The sequence below is a fragment of the Halogeometricum borinquense DSM 11551 genome, from assembly GCF_000172995.2.
GTDB classification, from domain to species: domain Archaea; phylum Halobacteriota; class Halobacteria; order Halobacteriales; family Haloferacaceae; genus Halogeometricum; species Halogeometricum borinquense.
Genome location: NC_014736.1, coordinates 70,019 through 87,345 on the forward strand (window position 1 = coordinate 70,019; position 17,327 = coordinate 87,345).

Below are 17,327 nucleotides of genomic sequence, written 5' to 3' on the forward strand. Positions count from 1 at the left end.
AACGCGCCAGTCGATCCAGCCGACTCGGTAGCCGAACGAATCCGACCAGCGGCCGAACGAATCCGACCAGTGGCCGAACGACGACCGATTCGGAGGCCCGACGCGTCGTCTCGCCGGGGTCTCCTGACGCACCGTCGTCAGAGACGAGAACGTCCCGTACGACAGTCTCCGATCACTCGAATCATCAGTCTGCTCGTCCGCCGTCAACCGACTCCGTAGAGGACGCGGCATGGGACGTGTCATCCCAGTTGGCGCGTACAGCAACGCAGTACGCTGCAAACGTAGCGGCCAACCGTCGGAGCCAGCAATCGGAGTCCGTCCCCAAAACGGTAGCACAGAATGTGCGCCGCTCGGATGCTCCCCGTAACGACGTCAGTGAGCCAGCGTCACAAGTGACAAGTGGGCAAGAGACCCGGGACCCTGTGCAGAATCCAGATGCACCGGGCAACAACGCTCAGACGGAATTCAAGTACTTGCAATCAGCTCCATCGGCAAGCCAGAGATGGGCAAACGAAGGAGCGTCCGGACAGGCGTCGCCAACGAGTGGCACGGTCCGTCAGAGACAGAATATCGGTGGTTCAGGATTCGAGACAGCTGTTGTGCAGCGGTATCAGCCAGCCGCGGTTAGCACGCCAGCCTTGGATTGGGTTTCCGAAACGATGCAGTCTGATGCGACTCAACTGGCACAGTCGCACCGCAGTCACTCGAACGAGTCGGGACAGAATCCGGGTGGAAAGACGCTTCGAGGACGCGCCGGCGGAACAGACGATCCGACCGCACTGGTGCGTGGGAGCGCACCGTCGTCTCCAGCGGTCGATCAGAGACAGCACCGAAGCGCTAGCGAAACGAGTGCGCGTCAAGCCGTTCGTCAACGAGGCGCGTCTGAGAGCGAAACCGTTCCCCAACCGGGCGCGTCCGAGGCCGACACCGCTCGCCGACCGAACGTATCCGGAGGCGACGGGGAAATGCCAACGCCGAGTGTGAACCCACGGGCGTCCGAGAGAGTATCATTCCCGACTGCGCTATCGTCGTCTAGGCGTTCGGCTACAAAGACCCGTTCCACGCGGACAGAGGCCTCGACCGGTATCTCCGCAAAGACATCGTCCGCCGATTGGCCCACCCAGTCATCAGAGACGCTGTCATCAGCCACGGCGGTAAGCGATGATACCGAAAGCGCTGTGCAACGGTCTAGGACGGGGAACTCTGTGAATCGGTCAGGACAACCGAATCTGACTGGAGCGAGTGAGATAGCAGACACGAGCGGGGCATCACCGAGCGTCTCACCCGCTGCACGGGTGTTCGCCCGAGCAAACAAAGCTCGTACCGCGGTTGAGGGAACTCGTACTTCGGCCGAAGGGGCTCACACTTCGGGTGAAGATACCCGCTCTTCGGCTGAAGAGACACAGACAACAGTCGAAGGTGCCCAAGCCAGAGTCGAAGCAACCCGTACTGCGGTCGAGGGAACCCGGACGACGGTCAGAGAGGCAACCGATGACGGGAACGCTAATCGAGATGGCTCAGTAGTAGATTCCGGTGTGAAATCGGAATCCGATAGCGACAGAGCGGATTCGACTCGGTCCAGTCCGTCGATGAGCGGCGGGATAGTGGCCGGCGATAAAACATCACTTGGCGAAAAAGTTAAATATAAAAACAGGAATATCGAATATAACACCACAGATGAGGGACGGAGCAGGAAAACCAGTGGAGTCGAGCGGATGAGCATGCCGAAACCACAGACTGAGCCGTCACTCGTATATCGACAGGAGCGTTCGCCTGCTACGGGTCAGCAGAACGACGACCGCGTCGCCGGCGACACTCAACGCGCTGGTCTGACTGGCGAATCGCTGCACGGTCAGCCAAGAGCGAACCAACAGCAGCCATCGCACATGGCGCGTTCCTCGACTCGCCAGGGCAACTTCACCAGCGGGGTAGGCACGAATCAAGGGCCAACTGAGCAAGACCGGCATGGAATCCAACGACAAGGCACTGCGTCCCATCGCGGTGATACGGTCAGCGGTTCTCCCTTCGACTCTAACGGCCCACAGAACACGGATCTACGTTCCGCAACCTCACAAACAGGTGTCAGCGGGCATCCCTCTGAGAACGACCACTCACAACGTGCCCAAGGTCGTATCGACGACCTCGATATTCAGCTGAGCGACCAGTCGCTACAACTCAACGCTGACGTTGACCGACTGGTCGATGTACTGTACCGGAAACTAGAACGCAAACGCCGGATGGAGCGACAACGGAGAGGATTCTAAATGGGTACCTCAGGTAAACTAGAGAAAGCACAGATCATCATCCTGAACGGGAACCACGAAAACACGACTATCGACTGCAAGTTCAATCCAAACTCGTACACGCTCGAAAAAAGCGTTAACTACGGGGAACTGAAGGCGACTGGCTCGGGCGCATCCGTCCAGCAGTTCGTCGATGGAAACGCTGAGCGACTGTCGATGGAACTGTTCTTCGACACCACCGACGAGGTTGACTCAGCCAAATCCGTCGATAAGGTCGATGTCAGAGAGCAGTACACGAAGTACATCGATCTACTGCTCTCCGTGGACGGCGAACTCCACGCACCACCAGTATGTCGCTTCGTCTGGGGGAAAGGAATCGACTTTACGGCACTTGTCCACAGTGCAAACAAGCAATTCACGAAGTTCCTCCCCAGCGGTGTACCGGTACGCGCACGCGTGTCCATTGTATTTCAGGAGTTCAAAACGGCCGACTACCACAAATCCGAGGTCTCTCCGGAGTCCACTGACAAAACGAAAGTCTGGACAGTGAGCGAAGGAGACACGCTTTGGCTCATCGCATCCGAGGAGTACAGCGACCCGGCACACTGGCGAACGATTGCTGAACACAACAACCTCGAGAATCCCCGAGATATCCAAGCGGGACAGAAACTCGAACTGCCGCCTCTGTAAGCATGGCTCCAGGAATCAACAACCACCCGGCCTACTCGCCGCGATTCAAAGTCGAGGTCGGGAGTAAGAAGTTCCAAGAACCCGGCGGACGGATCGCTGACCTCGTCGTCGAGACGACGTTCGATGGGGCCGACCGGTTCTCGTTCACGCTGAACTATCCGTTCGACGAGGAGCGAGACCAGTTCGCCGGACTCGACTGGGACCTGTTCAGCATCGGGACCGACGTCGAAATTGCGATGGGATACGGCGACAAAGGTCAACTGACGGACCTCTTGACCGGGAAGATCCACTCCATCAACACGGAGTTTACGACAGACAGAGGGCCGTCAGTCCAAGTCTCCGGATACGGACTGCTCTGGGAGATGATGCAGGGGACGAACTCGGATTCGTGGGAGAAAACCACGATTGGAGATGCCGTCAAAGACGTCCTGTCGTCGTATTCGTTCTCGACGACCAAGGTCAAGAGCGCAAATATCAAGCGGGACAAACTCATCCAAGACGACCGGAGCGACTACAAGTTCGTCGAGCAACTCGCGTCCGCCTACGGATTCGAGTTCTATGCGGAGCGCGATACGGTGAAGTTCATACCCCGGTCGTCGCAACCGAACGACAAAGAGCCAGTCGAGGAGTTGTGGTACGGCGAAGACCTCCACGACTTCTTCGGCGAAATCACCGAACAGCGGCAGAGCCACCAAGTGGAAGTCCGATCGTGGGACATCCACAAGAAAGAGGAGATCAAAGCGACCGCGGGCAGTCGAAGCGCAAAACACAAAGAAGTCTTCAGAATACCAGCCATGTCACGCGACGAAGCCGAACACATAGCCAAGACGAAACTCGGCAAGTTCTCAGACGGAATCGTTCAGGCCCACGGTGAAACCGACGGAATTCCCGCGCTTCGAGCGGGCGTCACGGTGAAGCTTGAAGAACTCGGGAAGCGGTTCTCGGGCAAATACCACGTCACGAACGCGACCCACCGGATGGGGACAAGCGGGTATCGAACAACGTTTGAGGCCACGGAGGTGGCTGGATGACGCATCCTGATCTGTTCGGTGCCGAGCAGTCGGGCGACGACGGCATCCGTGGCGTCGCCGTCGGCATCGTCACGGACAATCAAGATCCGAAGGACCTCGGCCGAGTCAAGTTGCAGTTCCCGTGGCGAGACGCCGACGACGAAAGCTACTGGGCGCGGATTGCGACGGAGATGGCAGGAAAAGAGTACGGGACGTACTTCCTGCCGGAGGTCGAAGACGAAGTTCTCGTCGCGTTCGAGAACGGAGATATCCACAAACCGTTTGTCATCGGGTCGCTGTGGAACGGGAAACAAAAGCCGCCACAGAAGAACAGCGACGGGAAGAACAACACGCGCGAGATTCGGTCACGAAGCGACCACAAAATCGCGTTCGACGATGCCGATAAGGGGAGTATCACGATTCAAACGAGTGCCGGAAACGAGATCGCAATCGACGATTCGGGTGACTCCGAGACGATTGTCGTTCGTGACGAGAAAAACGACAACAGCATCGCAATCGACTCCGGAAGTGGGTCGGTGAAGATCGATGCGAAAAAAGAGATTGAGCTGTCGGCACAAAATATCAAGATAAACGGCAAAAAGAGCGTGGACATCTCCGGCAATAAGGGAGTCAAAGTCCAAAGCAAAGGACAGATGAAGCTCTCCAGCAAAGCAAAATTGGACATCAAAAGCAGCGGTCTCATGAGTGTCAACGCCACAGGGCCCCTCCAGATTAAGGGCGCTATCATCCAACTCAACTAACTCACACCCAACGAAACCGATCAACCAATGAAACCAGCAGCTAGACTCGGCGATTCAACGGCACACGGAAAGCCCCTGAGCGGTGGAATAGGTAGTCCAAACGTCCTGATTGGCGGGAAACCAGCGTGGCGTGCGGGAGCCGATATGCACGTCTGTCCGCTCGTCACCGGGACCGTCCCTCACGTCGGTGGTGTCGTTGCTAAAGGTAGCACCAGCGTGCTCATCAACGGCATGCCCGCCGTCAGAATGGGGGACAAAGTAATCGAGAGCGGCCCGCCGAACACCATCATCAGCGGCGACACAACCGTCCTCATTGGCTGACCGGACATGTCTGAAGACTTTCTTGGCAAAGGCTGGGCCTACCCAGTGCGACCGGATCACCGAGGTAACATCGAACTCTCAGAAACCGACGACGACATCAAAGAGTCCATCCGCATCATCCTCGGGACCGCCAAAGGCGAACGTGTCATGCGCCCCGACTTCGGGTGCGACATCCACGACCACGTCTACTCGGCCGCCACCCCCGCCACGCTGAACGTCATCGAGACTAGCGTTCGGGAAGCGCTCGTGCGCTGGGAGCCGAGAATCGACATCGAAGACGTCGAAGCGTTCACCGACGAGGACGACCCCAACAAGATACTCATCAATATCGACTACCGGGTTCGTACCACGAACGCACTCGCAAACATGGTCTATCCCTTCCACATCACGGAGGGTGATGGATGACCACTCCCCCGACGATTGACGACCGCGAAGAAGAGGACCTGTTCGATGAGTTGGTAGACCGAGCAGACGTATACACCGACGACTGGGACCCTCATACGTCAGATACCGGCCAGACAATCCTTCGAATTTTCTCTACCTTCGAGGCCGATGTCCGGAATCGCCTCAACAGCGTCCCACAGAAACACCGAATCGGCTTTCTCAACGCGTTCGGATTCGACCGTCGTCCCCCGAAGGCCGCCAGAGTTCCGCTCACGTTCCACGTTCCGGGAGACCTCGACCGGAACGTCGTCATCCCCGGTGGCACGCAGGCAGTCGCCGGCGCAGGCGACACCTCACAACTCTTCGAGGTACCACGCAACAAAGGGTTCGAGGCGACGGGCGCGTCACTGACAGATGTCATCGCTGTCGATCCCGCCGAAGACGCCATCGTAGACCACTCCTCGGTGCTTGAGTCAACGGAGTCGGTCGAACTCTTCGTCGGTGAGAATCTTCAGCAACACCACCTTTACGTTGCGAACGAGGACGCGTTGAACCTCCAGCCCGGCTCCATGCTCTCGATTACTGCGCAGGTCGATATCGAGACCGAGGCATTCGCGGACGCGGTCGTCTGGGAATACTACGGCGAAGACGAATCCGGAGACGAAGGGTGGCATCCACTTGTACCGCCACAGAAACGAGCCAACACTGCCACGGCCGACAGCGGCATCGAAGCGGTCAAAGAGCAACTCCGGGAGCGCGATTCGTCCGACTACGACACACTCGCCGGATCCCAATCCGTCTCGGGAAGCGTAGCAGCCGATCAATCAGTATACGAAGGGACCTTCCAGATTCCGGGGACAATCACCAAACGGTCGGTCAACGGGATCGAAAGCCGGTGGCTTCGCTGTCGTCTGACTGATAGAAACAGAGACGTTTTCTCCACGTCGGTTCGAGACTTGGCGGTTCACGTCGGAAGCACCGACGACGTGAACGGTCTCGAACCAGATCACCTACTGTCGAACGACGTGCCGCTCTCCACTGACGACGGCAACATCAAGCCACTCGGCCAACTGCCACAACCGCCCACCTCCTTTTACGTCGCCTGCGAAGAAGCGTTCACGAAGTCCGGAGGCACCATCACCCTCAAATTCCATCCGCCGGAAGAGGACAGTGACACGTCAAGCGACGAGTCGGACAGTACCGACGGTTCTGACTCAGCGGGCAGCAGCGCTGGACGCGGTGCCGACATCGGAGTGATCGGCGGAGAGCCGCGACTCTCCTGGGAGTACTGGAACGGTGACGGGTGGGCACAACTCGACTCCGTCAACGACGAGACGGATACGTTCCACAACGCGGGTACCGTCACGTTTCAGGTACCCGACGATATCGATCCGACAACCGTTTCCGGGCACGAGAACGTCTGGATTCGGGCCCGCCTCGTCAGCGGAAACTACGGACAGCCCTCGATTAACGTACCGGAGAACGACGTGTTCGACGGACTCAACAGCGATCCGGACCCGCCGGTGTTCGGTGATGTCTCGATTCAGTACGAGCACCGCGGCCAGCCCTTCGATACGGTGTTCCGACACAACAACGCGTCGTACAGCGATGATCTCACGGAACGAATCGAGGCGTACGCTCCCTTTCAGGACCTTCCCGACGACGGACAGACAGTCTACCTCGGATTCGACGACAGCTTGCACGATGGACCACTCACGCTGTTCGTTCCCATCGACGACACGACGTATCCGCAGTCGTTCGACCCCGGAATGGAGTGGGAGTACTGTACGAGTCCGTCGGAGTTCTCCTGGACGGAACTCGACGTTCGAGACCGAACCGGTGGCTTCACCGAGCGCGGTATCGTCACGCTGACCTTTCCCGAGGAAACCACTGCATTCGACTTGTTCGGTCGCACCCGGCACTGGATTCGGATTCGAACGACGCAAGACGAGTTCGAGCGCCCCGAAACAGCCCAGCAGTCCCAAGGACCGGCAACAGCCCGAACCGTCGCTGACCGGTCGAGTCGAACGACGACGCCGCCGCTTCTGGAGGGACTGCATCTCAACACGCGATGGGCGTACAACAAGCGGACAATCGAAGACGAGATTCTCGGGTCATCAGATGGCTCTCACGACCAGTCGTTCCGGTGTGCGCACGCCCCGATGATCACGATTGAGGTGTGGGTAGACGAGGTCTCGACGCTATCTGCGGGAGAGCGACGTACGTTACTCGAAGAACGACCCAACGATGTCGAACGGGTGTTCGATGATCGAGGAGACCTCGCTGAATTCTGGGTCCGGTGGACGAACGTCGAGGACTTCCTCGACTCGGGGCCGACGGACCGACACTACGTCGTTAACAAGACCCTCGGAACGATCGAGTTCGGGAACGGGGACAACGGAGCGATTCCGCCGAGCGGACAGGACAACGTACGAGCGACGTACACCACCGGAGGCGGGAGCGATGGCAACGTCGATGCGGGGTCGGTATCGGATCTAAAGAGCTCGATTTCGCTCGTCGACGACGTGTCGAACCCCGAATCCGGCGATGGTGGCGCTGACGTTGAATCGATAGACGCGCTCGTGTCGCGGTCTGCAAACCGAATCAAGCACCGCGGGAAAGCCGTCACGCCATCGGATTACGAGCAAGTCGCACTGTCGGAATTCAGAGAGCTATCGACCGTAAAGTGCGAATCCACGTCGGACGGAGACGAGACGCGAGTAACCGTGATAATCGTCCCCGAAACAGAACGTGACAAACCGGTTCCGTCGATGGCGTTGAAACACCAAGTCAGAGATGTCTTGACCGACTGTGCGCCGGCCACTGTCGTCGAATCCGACGACATGGATATCGTCGTTCGCGGACCGGGATACGCGGAGATTTCCGTTCAGGCGACGATCCGCGCGCCGAATCTCAAGAGCGTGTCGTTGTTGAAACAGACGATACGCCGAGAACTCGACGAGTACCTCCACCCACTGACTGGCAAAGACGGGAAGGGCTGGTCGTTCGGTGAACTCCCCAGTTCCGACACACTCGTTCAGCGCCTCAACGACCTTGAAGAGGTCGCAGAGACGGTCGAAGCGACGACGTACGTCGAAATAAACGGTGAGCGCCGTGCACTCACCGAACGGACAGCAGACGAGATTCTTCCGCAGAACACCCTCGTCTGCAGTGGCCAGCACGATCTCAGAATCACCATGGACATGGAGTGATACGATGGGTATCGACATCCCAGAACTCGACGACCGGAGCTACGAAGAGTATCTTGAGCAGGCGAAAAAGCTGATTCCGGCCTACTCGGACGAGTGGACGGACTTCAATCCGCACGACCCGGGGATCACCATACTCGAGGTCCTCGCGTGGGTAACCGAGACGCATACCTATCAGCTGGATCAGATTACGGACGACCACCGTGAGAAGTACCTCCAGTTGATGGGAGAGCATCGGCGGTTGCAAGAACCGGCATCGGCGCAACTCTCGTTGTCTCCGCCGGATTCCGCAGTCGGGGAACGGCTTCCAGCAGGAACCAGATTCCTCGTCACTGATGGAACTAACGACACCTACCGGTTCGAAACCGACCACGACATCGTGTTAACCGACGTCTCTCTCGAACGAGTCGTCACAGTCGGTGCGACCGGCCGAACCGACAACAGCCAAGAAAACGGGACCGACGGCATGTTCTATCGAGCGTTCGGGAACACCGTCGAACGCGGGGACACGCTGTACATCGGGTTCGACGGCGATCCGTTCGCAGCGGCAGAATCGCTCACGTTGGCCGTAGATTATCACGATGCCGATCTTCCGGAACCAACCGAAATCGGGTCCGACGACGTGTCGTTCGAGCCGTCAGTCGAACTGCAGTGGGAGTATCTACCGCCGGACGGCGATAGCTGGATGCGACTCAACATCGCCGCCGACGGGACGAACGCACTGTACGAAAGCGGAGCCATCGAACTGACAGACCCCGAAGAGTGGCGGTTCCCCCGGGGAGACGGTGACCTCCTCGACATCGAATCCTCGGATCTCGTTTGGGTCCGGTGTCGCGTGGAGACGGCCGGATACGAGATTCCACCTCAGTTGGACCGAATCCAACCGAACGTCGTCTCGGCAAGTCATCGCGTAACCGTCACCAACGAGAGAGTAGAGCAGGTTGCGTCGCTCGGTGAGCCAACCGCACTCGACGGCCAAACGTACAAGACCGAGCACACGTCGATCCTTTCGGCTGACGTTCGAGTTAACGGAGAGCGGTTCGTCGAAGTACCCGACTTCGACGCGTCCGGGCCAACCGACCCACACTACTGTTTAGACCGAGATGCGGGACGGATCACGTTCGGCGACGGCGAACACGGAAGCGTTCCGCCCGCCGACGCGACCGTGACGGCAGATTACGTTTACGGCGGCGGCGACGAGGGGAACGTCTCGCCCACCGCTGTCTGGCAGTTCGAGGATCCGTCCCAGTCGCTCACCGAGACCACATCGCTGAGCGACATCGAGATCACAGCCACCAGTGCTGCCACGGGCGGCACGGATCGAGAGACGATCACGGAGGCACTCGAACGAGTCCGTCAGGATCTCCGCACACCCTATCGTGGCGTAACAGTCGATGACTACGAAGCGATTGCGTCACGGACGCCAGGTGTGAGAGTCGGCCAGACGAACGTTCTCGTCGATGGCGAACAGGTTACGGTCGTCGTCGTCCCGTACGCACCACCGGACATCTCGACACCGAAACCAAGCGACGGATTCCTCGATACTGTCCGTCAGCACGTTACCCAGCGAGCGATGCTCGGCGATCAAGTGACAATCAGCGGCCCGACGTACGTCGGACTCGACATCACTGTCTCCGGACAGGCCCGTCCGAGGTACACGGACAACGGCTATGAAGCGGACATCCGAGCGGCTATCGAATCGTTCGTCCACCCCTTGATCGGATTCGACGGCGACGGCTGGCCGTTCGGTCGGAGTTTGAAGACCGCAGAGATTGCCGAGCAGGTTACGGCGCTCGACGGCATCGATCACGTCTCGGATGTGGAGATAACGGCACACGGCGGGACGACGATCAACGGGACTGTTTCGATCAGTGACCAAGAACTGTTTTCAGTAGTGAACGTCTCAACGAATCTGGAAGTGCCGACAACAGACGACAGAGGTCGATAAGCGTGGATTTCTCGTACATAACGACGACGAGTGACGCAGATTGGGCGAACGGCGTACTGGACAACGTCGAAGTTCGAAACGGTGGTGTTCGTCTAGCGACGAAAACGGCAACTCGCCGGTACGAGGTGGCGACAGGCGTTCGTGACGTTGCCGCCGACCCCGACGGAGTCCTGTACACGATCCGAAACGAGGGTGGTGTGTTCCGGTACGATCCGACCACCGAATCCCGGGAGCAACTTCTCAAGCGCACGGACAGAACCATCCAAGAACCGTGCGCGATCTGTGCGAGTTCGAACAGGGTGTTCGTCTGTGATGCCGACGACGGCACGATCACAGCGCTTTCACCACGACTCCATCGCGTCGTTGGAACGCTTCGTCCGAATCTCCGCGAACCGAGAGCCCTCGCGTACGGAGACGGGACAATCTATGCGCTCACCGCAGACGGACTCGTCGCCATCGACCGAGACGGAACTGCCAGCACCGTATTCGACGACGAACTTACTGACCCGATAGACTTCGCAGTTCGAGAGAACGCGATATACGTGCTGGATAGCGATGCACGCGGACGCTCTCTTCGAGCGCTCGGTGATTCGGCTGAAACCGGACGTGACTCGCTCCCCGGGCAGGATACCGACTTTGGATTCGGTGACGAGGCATTCACTCCCGCATGTGTAACAACACTGGGAGAGAAGTTGGTCGTGGCAGGTCCGTTCGACAACGCGGACGAGTACGGGATATTCGTGTACGACGCGGCGACCGCCGCGTTCGAGCAACGGGTCGAACTCGACGCACAGCCCCGGAAGATGGTTGCGCAGTCGGGAGATCCGGACAAACAGACGCTGCATGTAGTAACTGGTGACGAGAGAACCTGCCACGGGTTCCGAGCGCTCAACGAGTATGTGAACCATCCCCAGCAGAATCGGCACGTCGGGACAGCGATACTCCGCTACGACTCGGGCACGAAGGCAATCGACTGGCATCGGCTAACCCTCGGCATCATTCGGTCGTCAGCCAGCACACAGGTCCGACTGCGGTACGTCGCAACCGACGAACCGCCGGTACTGGAACTCGATGCCGACGCCTTCGAAGAGATGTCACCGGACGCCGCGGAAACGCTGCGCGAGGCAGGTATACAGTCGATGTGGGAGTTCGTGACTGCCGATCCGGATTCGCTGGTGTCAGCCGATACGGAGTTCAGTCGCAACGAGATCAAATCGTGGCAAACGCAGGCAGGTTCGGAGTTAGCGTCGCACGCGGCATCGGAATGGACCACGAGTGACGTGATCGATCCCGAGGATATCCTCTTGGAGGATGCGAGCGGGCGATATCTGTACGTCGCCGTCGAACTGCTCGGGACACCGGAGGCATCACCGCTGGTCGATTCGGTTCGAGCGTACTGTCCACGCACGTCGTACCTCCGCTACATGCCGGAGATCTACCAGAACGACGAGCAGTCGGCGGCGTTCCTCGAACAGTATCTCTCCGTGATGGAGAGTTCGTTCGTCGATATCGAGTCTGAGATCGAATCTATCGGTGAACACTTCGATCCGTACGGCGTGTCGAGCGAATCACTGGCGTGGCTGGAGAGTTGGCTGGCCGCAGATATCGGACGGGAGTGGCCCGAGAGCGCTCGGCGCGAACTGCTTTCCCGCGCTCCCGAACTGTACAAAAAGCGGGGAACGAAAGCCGGATTGCTCGAACTGATTCGGCTGTACCTCCGGCATACGAATCCCAGATCGAATGCTCCGTCCCGTCGGCCCGCCCTCGAAGCGTCTCGGCTGCCTGACAGCGATACCGTGACGAACGGAGTCACGGCTACCGAATCCGAGCAAGACGGACAAGACGGCGGAGCATCGGACTACCGGCTGTTCTTCGTGGAGCGCACCGACCTCGATGCAGTCGATGATGACGTAGTGGACCGTCAGTATGGGTCGTTCCTTTCGGGGAGTCGGTCGTTCGCAGTGTTCTGCGGAGAACTGGATTCGGACGCGCAACTCGAAGGATTACAGGACATCGTTGACGCAGAGCGGCCAGCGCACGTCGATGGGACCGTGGTCGAATTCGAAGAGGAGTTCATCCTCGGGGAAAGTTCGTTCCTCGGACTCAACACCCACTTGACGTCGCGGGAGTTCACGATGGGCGAAGCCCGACTCGGCGAGGACACCGTCCTCTCGCCCAGAGGTGCTTCGGAGTCTCCGACCAACTCCTGATCGGGCAACTGCTAAACGCGGGGCCACAACTTGGCAGAAATCCGCCGATCCGGTTCGACGGCCAGACGCCCGGATTGTCTGTTCACGTAACTGTTTTTTCTGCACGAAATTCAGTAGTAAAGAATTATATGGAACGCCTGTCAATTCAGCGTAACGATGGGATTTCGGACCGCACGAGAGAACACCACCGAGACCGAGCGGTCCTCGATATGGAGCCGCGACGAATCGGACTCGTCACGGCACCAACGCCACCGTCGGGGGCCTCGCTTCACGGCCCAAGAGTGCGAGGACTTGTTCGGGATCGACATGTACATGGACGGGCTGGAGGTCAAAGTCCAGCGTCTCGCCGATAGCCACGGCGCGGGCCAAGTCCGGCAGTGGGCCGACGAGGGAATGACCGTGGACACGATGGGCAAACCGCGCGACATGCGCGCGTTCCGCGAGCGCCAGAAAGAACGGCCCGCGGAAGTACCCAAAGATATCGAGCGGCGGAACGCCAAATCTGTCCAGCGCAGTCGCGGCGCGCATCATGAGGCGTCGAAGGCTGGCGACGCGAACGTGCCCGATTCGGTTCGGGATATTATCTCCTCGCCCGGCCAGCAACTCGATGCAGGTATTCAGCAAGCGATGGAAGAGCGCATGGGTGACAACCTGGGCGACGTGCGCATCCACACAGGCCCACAGGCCGCGAAAGCCTGTGAAGACATCAACGCCCGCGCGTTCACCGTCGGGAATCACATCGCGTTCAATCACGGCGAGTATGATCCGAGTTCGGCAGAAGGCCAGCACGTGCTTGCCCACGAGTTAGCGCACGTTCGCCAGCAGACCGGCGGCGCAGTGTCGATGCTTCCGCAGACGGGTGCGTTGGAAATCGACCCCGACGAGCGGCTGGAGCGTGAGGCTGAGGAGACCGCTCAACGCGTGATGCAAGGCGGGAAAATCGGCGTCCATCGGATGCACAACTCCGACGTGCATATTCAGCGAATGCCCGCCGACATGGTCCCAGAGGCACTGGAGATGTTCAAAGCCGAGAACCAAGGCGGTGCCGTCGGATCGTTCCAACAGCGTCAGAATCAAGAACGCATCGAGTTCATCGAAGAGCAAGTCGAGCAGAAGCTCAAGAATCTGGATACTCTCCAGAACTCGCTGACCGACCAGGACGAACAAATACTCGATGCTCGGGCTGAGGGAGAGGAAGAACTCGTCGCTGATCTCCAAGCAGCGAAGACGGCAATCCAAGAGCGCATCAGCGAACTGTACGCCACCATCGAGGACAAAGCCGACCAGATCGCGTTGACCGACGAACAACGCGAAAAGTTGTACGGTGACACCGACTTCGACGGTGGCGAGTTCGCCATGGAGTTCGGCTGGACACTGTTCAAAGCGGGCATGTCTCTCGTTCCTGGCTTTGGCATCGCTATCGCTGGGCTCGAAATCAGCGAAACGCTGTTCCGAGAGACGATGAAACAAACCGACGGGTCACTCGCTGAACGACTCACCCAGACTATGGACATCCTCGTCAAGAGCGGCAAGACTGGAACGGGAGACTCGCAGGGTGTCGGTAGCAGTAGGAGGGATGCATAATGGATGGACTAATTACTGGAGAAAATGACGAGCGGGTTGGACTCAGCGTTATCGACAATAACGACGTTGAGCACGTCATTGAGATGGAGTTCGATGGCGAAATCAAATATCACGAGCAAGACGGGTATCCGGATGAGCCACTGAAGCGAACGAACGAAGGGGCAGAACACGTCAACCAGGCTCGCCGGTACGCCAAGTGGCATGTCTACCGTGAGCGAGGATACGAGACGGTCCCGCCGACGGAAAACCCCGACAGCCTTCTGGCAGCGTGTATCGCTGTTGCTCGACTGTCTGAGACCGCGTTCGAAGACGCGTTCGGGGATATCGAAGCCCAGATACGGAGTCACTACGACGATTCGACGGTCGAGTTGCCGTTTGCCGATGCCGATGGAAGTGATATACTCGTCTACAAGAAAGATATCGCGGTCCGTCCGGACCCGATGACGTTTGATCCACCGGTACTCGAACAGTTCCTCGGGCAATTCAGCGGTGACTCAGACTCCCCAGTGGTTCCAGCGAAAGCTGATCTTGACCGCGAGGTGTTCGACGACCTTGATTTCGAACTCAAAAGCGTCTCGGGGATGCACTACCTCCACAACGACGGGTACGACAACGAGCGAACCGTCCAGAGCAGCCAGCGACTCGGCACAGACCCAGATGCGACTGTTGAGATGATTCCGGTTGACCCAGCTGAGTTCGGTAATTTCCAGCACTACGTTACTTCAAATCTGATTTACCAAGCTCGAGATGTGCTCCTTCGCATGGGAGTCAAACCACCGATCGCGTTCCGGGCTCAAGGACAAGGAAAGTACCGAGCAACACTCGAACAACAAGCCTGCCCACAGTACGAGAATTACTGGGACGCGACAGCAGATATCCAGTCGTGGGAACCGAAGTAGTCCACAGGCAGGACTGCGAGGACATCAACGCCCGCGCGTTCACCGTCGGGAATCATATCGCCTTCAATCACGGCGAGTATGATCCCACGTCACCGGAAGGCCAGCACGTCCTCGCTCACGAACTCGCGCACGTTCGCCAGCAGACGGGCGGCGCAGTGTCGATGCTCCCGCAGACGGGCGAGTTGGAAATCGACCCCGACGAGCGGCTGGAGCGTGAGGCTGAGGAGACCGATAAACGCGTGATGCAAGGCGGGAAAATCGGCGTCCATCGGATGCACAACTCCGACGTGCATATTCAGCGGATGGGGGCTGGCGAGTACATCGATGGGGCGTCCATCGGCGGGATGATTGAAGCGATTGCGAGCGAATCGGAGTTAGAACCAGACGAAGTCGCCGCAATCGTCGAGAATTACAAGGTCAGTGGGACGGTTCACAGTGGAGCCAAAGGCCACGACGCACTGAACCTCAAGGCGCTGAAAGAGGCCCAGAACCTGTTGGAAGAGGCAGACATCGCTTCGGATATCAACCAAGAGTTACTGGCGGAATTAGAAGACTCGGACCTGCGTGCTGACCTCGCAATCTCCGAGATGAAAGCTGACCGAGGTCGTGAAAACGGCAAGGGACTCGAACACTTCGACAGCCCTGAAGAGGCCTTCGAGACGGTCAAAGAGTTCCAAAACGACCAAGAGAAACTCGAACAGCGGCTTTCAGAGTTGGACAACCGGCTGAAACAGACGATTGGCCGGTCGAATATCCGGCTCTCCGAAAAGCAGAAAGAGACGCTGGAAAATCTCGCCGACCAGGTCGACAGCCCGTATTCGGGGCAGGCAGTCAGCATTCTGCTGAACTACATGTCGGTCGCGTCTACTGAGAAGACACTGTCGGGAATCCTTGCGACTGCAACGTCAACCGGTCCAATGGGTGGTGTCATCCTAGCTATGGGCGTGGTTTCGACCATCACCACTATACTGCCGCAAGTCGTCTCCATGCTTGAGAGCGGTCTGACTACCCGCTCGGACGATGATACCACTGAGACGGACGATTCACGGGGTCTGACATAAGATGAAGGCAAAGATAACCGGCGAAGATGATGTTCGTGTGGGACTCCATGTTACTGACAATAATGGAGTAAAGCACAAGATCGAGATGGAGTTTAATGGTGAAATTAAATACCATAATCAAGACGGCTATCCAGACAAGCCGAAGAATCGAACACCCAATGGAAATGCACACGTAAACCAGACCTGTCGATACGCCCGCTACCACGTCTATCAAGAGACCGAGTACACCCCACTCCCACCCGAGGAAAACCTCCCAGGAATCAAGAAGGTCAAGCAGGCAATTGCGGACCTCTCAGTCAAGGAGTTTGAGGCGTACTTCAGCGATACCTACGACCAAGTGCTATCAAACCATCCAAGTGTCACTCCACCTGTTCCACATCCAGAATCAGTCCCGCAGAATGGATACATCCTCTACCTGATTGACGTGTACCTCGACGACAACGACGAAATCGAGGCTGTCTCGGACATCCACCTCCAGTATCTGGACGAAAATGGTGACAAAACCCAGGACTGGAACGACGACCCATTCCCCGACCGGCAGCCCGACGCCCGCCTCCAGCTCTTCGGAAAGTATGTTCCATCGATGGATGTGTTTCAAGAGTTCGTCGTCTACCATCTCCGGTGTCAACTTCGGGATGTCTACATCGGGGCAGGTCTGGAACCACCTGAAAAGTACCGGGTTCTTGGACGTGGCGATGACGACCTCACGAGTCGTTACCACAACGATAAAGTAACTATCTACGACGACTACCACCTCGAAGAAGCCGACATCCCCGGATACGAACTTGAGTTCGACTACGGATTTGGGGAACTCGGTAAACAAAGCGTCATCAACGCCAAGCGAAAGGGAATCGGCGCTGAGAATCCAGACGACGCTGATAGTAGGTTAGCCAATCCATCACAGGATGGAGAAGAGGGACTGCTCGAAACGGTATCATCGGTACTCCGAGGGAGCGACACTGACCAGACCGAGACGTAATCTCGGGGAACCCTTCTAAACAACAAAT

Annotated in this window: 14 protein-coding genes; 13 read left to right on the top strand and 1 reads right to left on the bottom strand. The window is 58.1% G+C overall.

From position 1 onward, the window contains the following. Positions 1-868: 868 nt before the first annotated feature. Complete coding sequence (locus tag HBOR_RS17600) at positions 869-1,150, bottom strand: hypothetical protein (RefSeq protein ID WP_006053412.1); 282 nt, start codon at positions 1,148-1,150, stop codon at positions 869-871. Between the two features lie 565 nt (positions 1,151-1,715). Between HBOR_RS17600 and HBOR_RS17605 the strand changes: the two genes are divergently transcribed. The 13 genes from HBOR_RS17605 (at position 1,716) to HBOR_RS17665 (ending at position 17,299) form a co-directional block, all read left to right on the top strand. After that, positions 1,716-2,264 (top strand): hypothetical protein, encoded by a 549-nt coding sequence (locus HBOR_RS17605; RefSeq protein ID WP_244880415.1) that lies wholly within the window; start codon positions 1,716-1,718, stop codon positions 2,262-2,264. Continuing rightward, positions 2,265-2,933, top strand: a complete 669-nt coding sequence (locus HBOR_RS17610; RefSeq protein ID WP_006053414.1) for a CIS tube protein — start codon at positions 2,265-2,267, stop codon at positions 2,931-2,933. A 2-nt stretch (positions 2,934-2,935) separates the two neighbouring features. Then, complete coding sequence (locus HBOR_RS17615; RefSeq protein ID WP_006053415.1) at positions 2,936-3,964, top strand: phage late control D family protein; 1,029 nt, start codon at positions 2,936-2,938, stop codon at positions 3,962-3,964. Next, positions 3,961-4,704, top strand: coding sequence for a phage baseplate assembly protein V (locus HBOR_RS17620; RefSeq protein ID WP_006053416.1), 744 nt, complete (start codon positions 3,961-3,963; stop codon positions 4,702-4,704). The genes HBOR_RS17615 and HBOR_RS17620 overlap by 4 nt, the downstream gene beginning before the upstream one ends. A 27-nt stretch (positions 4,705-4,731) precedes the next feature. Next, entirely contained in the window at positions 4,732-5,025 is a 294-nt protein-coding gene (locus HBOR_RS17625; protein ID WP_013446629.1) for a PAAR domain-containing protein, read from the top strand. Positions 5,026-5,031: 6 nt separating this feature from the next. After that, the gene (locus HBOR_RS17630; RefSeq protein ID WP_006053418.1) at positions 5,032-5,430 is read left to right on the top strand and encodes a GPW/gp25 family protein; all 399 of its coding nucleotides are present in this window, start codon (positions 5,032-5,034) and stop codon (positions 5,428-5,430) included. Continuing rightward, positions 5,427-8,621 carry a putative baseplate assembly protein gene (locus HBOR_RS17635; RefSeq protein ID WP_006053419.1) on the top strand — a complete coding sequence of 1,065 codons (3,195 nt, stop codon included), beginning with the start codon at positions 5,427-5,429 and terminating at the stop codon, positions 8,619-8,621. The genes HBOR_RS17630 and HBOR_RS17635 overlap by 4 nt, the downstream gene beginning before the upstream one ends. Positions 8,622-8,625: 4 nt before the next feature. Continuing rightward, complete coding sequence (locus HBOR_RS17640; RefSeq protein WP_013446630.1) at positions 8,626-10,566, top strand: putative baseplate assembly protein; 1,941 nt, start codon at positions 8,626-8,628, stop codon at positions 10,564-10,566. Positions 10,567-10,568: 2 nt separating this feature from the next. Continuing rightward, the gene (locus HBOR_RS17645; protein WP_006053422.1) at positions 10,569-12,776 is read left to right on the top strand and encodes a phage tail protein; all 2,208 of its coding nucleotides are present in this window, start codon (positions 10,569-10,571) and stop codon (positions 12,774-12,776) included. Between the two features lie 156 nt (positions 12,777-12,932). Next, the gene (locus tag HBOR_RS17650) at positions 12,933-14,360 is read left to right on the top strand and encodes an eCIS core domain-containing protein (protein ID WP_006053423.1); all 1,428 of its coding nucleotides are present in this window, start codon (positions 12,933-12,935) and stop codon (positions 14,358-14,360) included. Continuing rightward, positions 14,360-15,259, top strand: a complete 900-nt coding sequence (locus HBOR_RS17655) for a hypothetical protein (RefSeq protein WP_006053424.1) — start codon at positions 14,360-14,362, stop codon at positions 15,257-15,259. The genes HBOR_RS17650 and HBOR_RS17655 overlap by 1 nt, the downstream gene beginning before the upstream one ends. Further along, entirely contained in the window at positions 15,244-16,320 is a 1,077-nt protein-coding gene (locus HBOR_RS17660) for an eCIS core domain-containing protein (RefSeq protein ID WP_006053425.1), read from the top strand. Before HBOR_RS17655 ends, HBOR_RS17660 begins: the two co-directional genes overlap by 16 nt. Before the next feature lies 1 nt (position 16,321). Beyond that, positions 16,322-17,299 carry a hypothetical protein gene (locus HBOR_RS17665; protein ID WP_013446631.1) on the top strand — a complete coding sequence of 326 codons (978 nt, stop codon included), beginning with the start codon at positions 16,322-16,324 and terminating at the stop codon, positions 17,297-17,299. Positions 17,300-17,327: the final 28 nt, after the last annotated feature.

Coding starts and splice junctions, on each gene's coding strand:
- HBOR_RS17605 (WP_244880415.1), top strand. CDS start 1,716: ATGAGCATGCCGAAACCACAGACTGAGCCGTCACTCGTATATCGACAG.
- HBOR_RS17610 (WP_006053414.1), top strand. CDS start 2,265: ATGGGTACCTCAGGTAAACTAGAGAAAGCACAGATCATCATCCTGAAC.
- HBOR_RS17615 (WP_006053415.1), top strand. CDS start 2,936: ATGGCTCCAGGAATCAACAACCACCCGGCCTACTCGCCGCGATTCAAA.
- HBOR_RS17620 (WP_006053416.1), top strand. CDS start 3,961: ATGACGCATCCTGATCTGTTCGGTGCCGAGCAGTCGGGCGACGACGGC.
- HBOR_RS17625 (WP_013446629.1), top strand. CDS start 4,732: ATGAAACCAGCAGCTAGACTCGGCGATTCAACGGCACACGGAAAGCCC.
- HBOR_RS17630 (WP_006053418.1), top strand. CDS start 5,032: ATGTCTGAAGACTTTCTTGGCAAAGGCTGGGCCTACCCAGTGCGACCG.
- HBOR_RS17635 (WP_006053419.1), top strand. CDS start 5,427: ATGACCACTCCCCCGACGATTGACGACCGCGAAGAAGAGGACCTGTTC.
- HBOR_RS17640 (WP_013446630.1), top strand. CDS start 8,626: ATGGGTATCGACATCCCAGAACTCGACGACCGGAGCTACGAAGAGTAT.
- HBOR_RS17650 (WP_006053423.1), top strand. CDS start 12,933: ATGGGATTTCGGACCGCACGAGAGAACACCACCGAGACCGAGCGGTCC.
- HBOR_RS17655 (WP_006053424.1), top strand. CDS start 14,360: ATGGATGGACTAATTACTGGAGAAAATGACGAGCGGGTTGGACTCAGC.
- HBOR_RS17665 (WP_013446631.1), top strand. CDS start 16,322: ATGAAGGCAAAGATAACCGGCGAAGATGATGTTCGTGTGGGACTCCAT.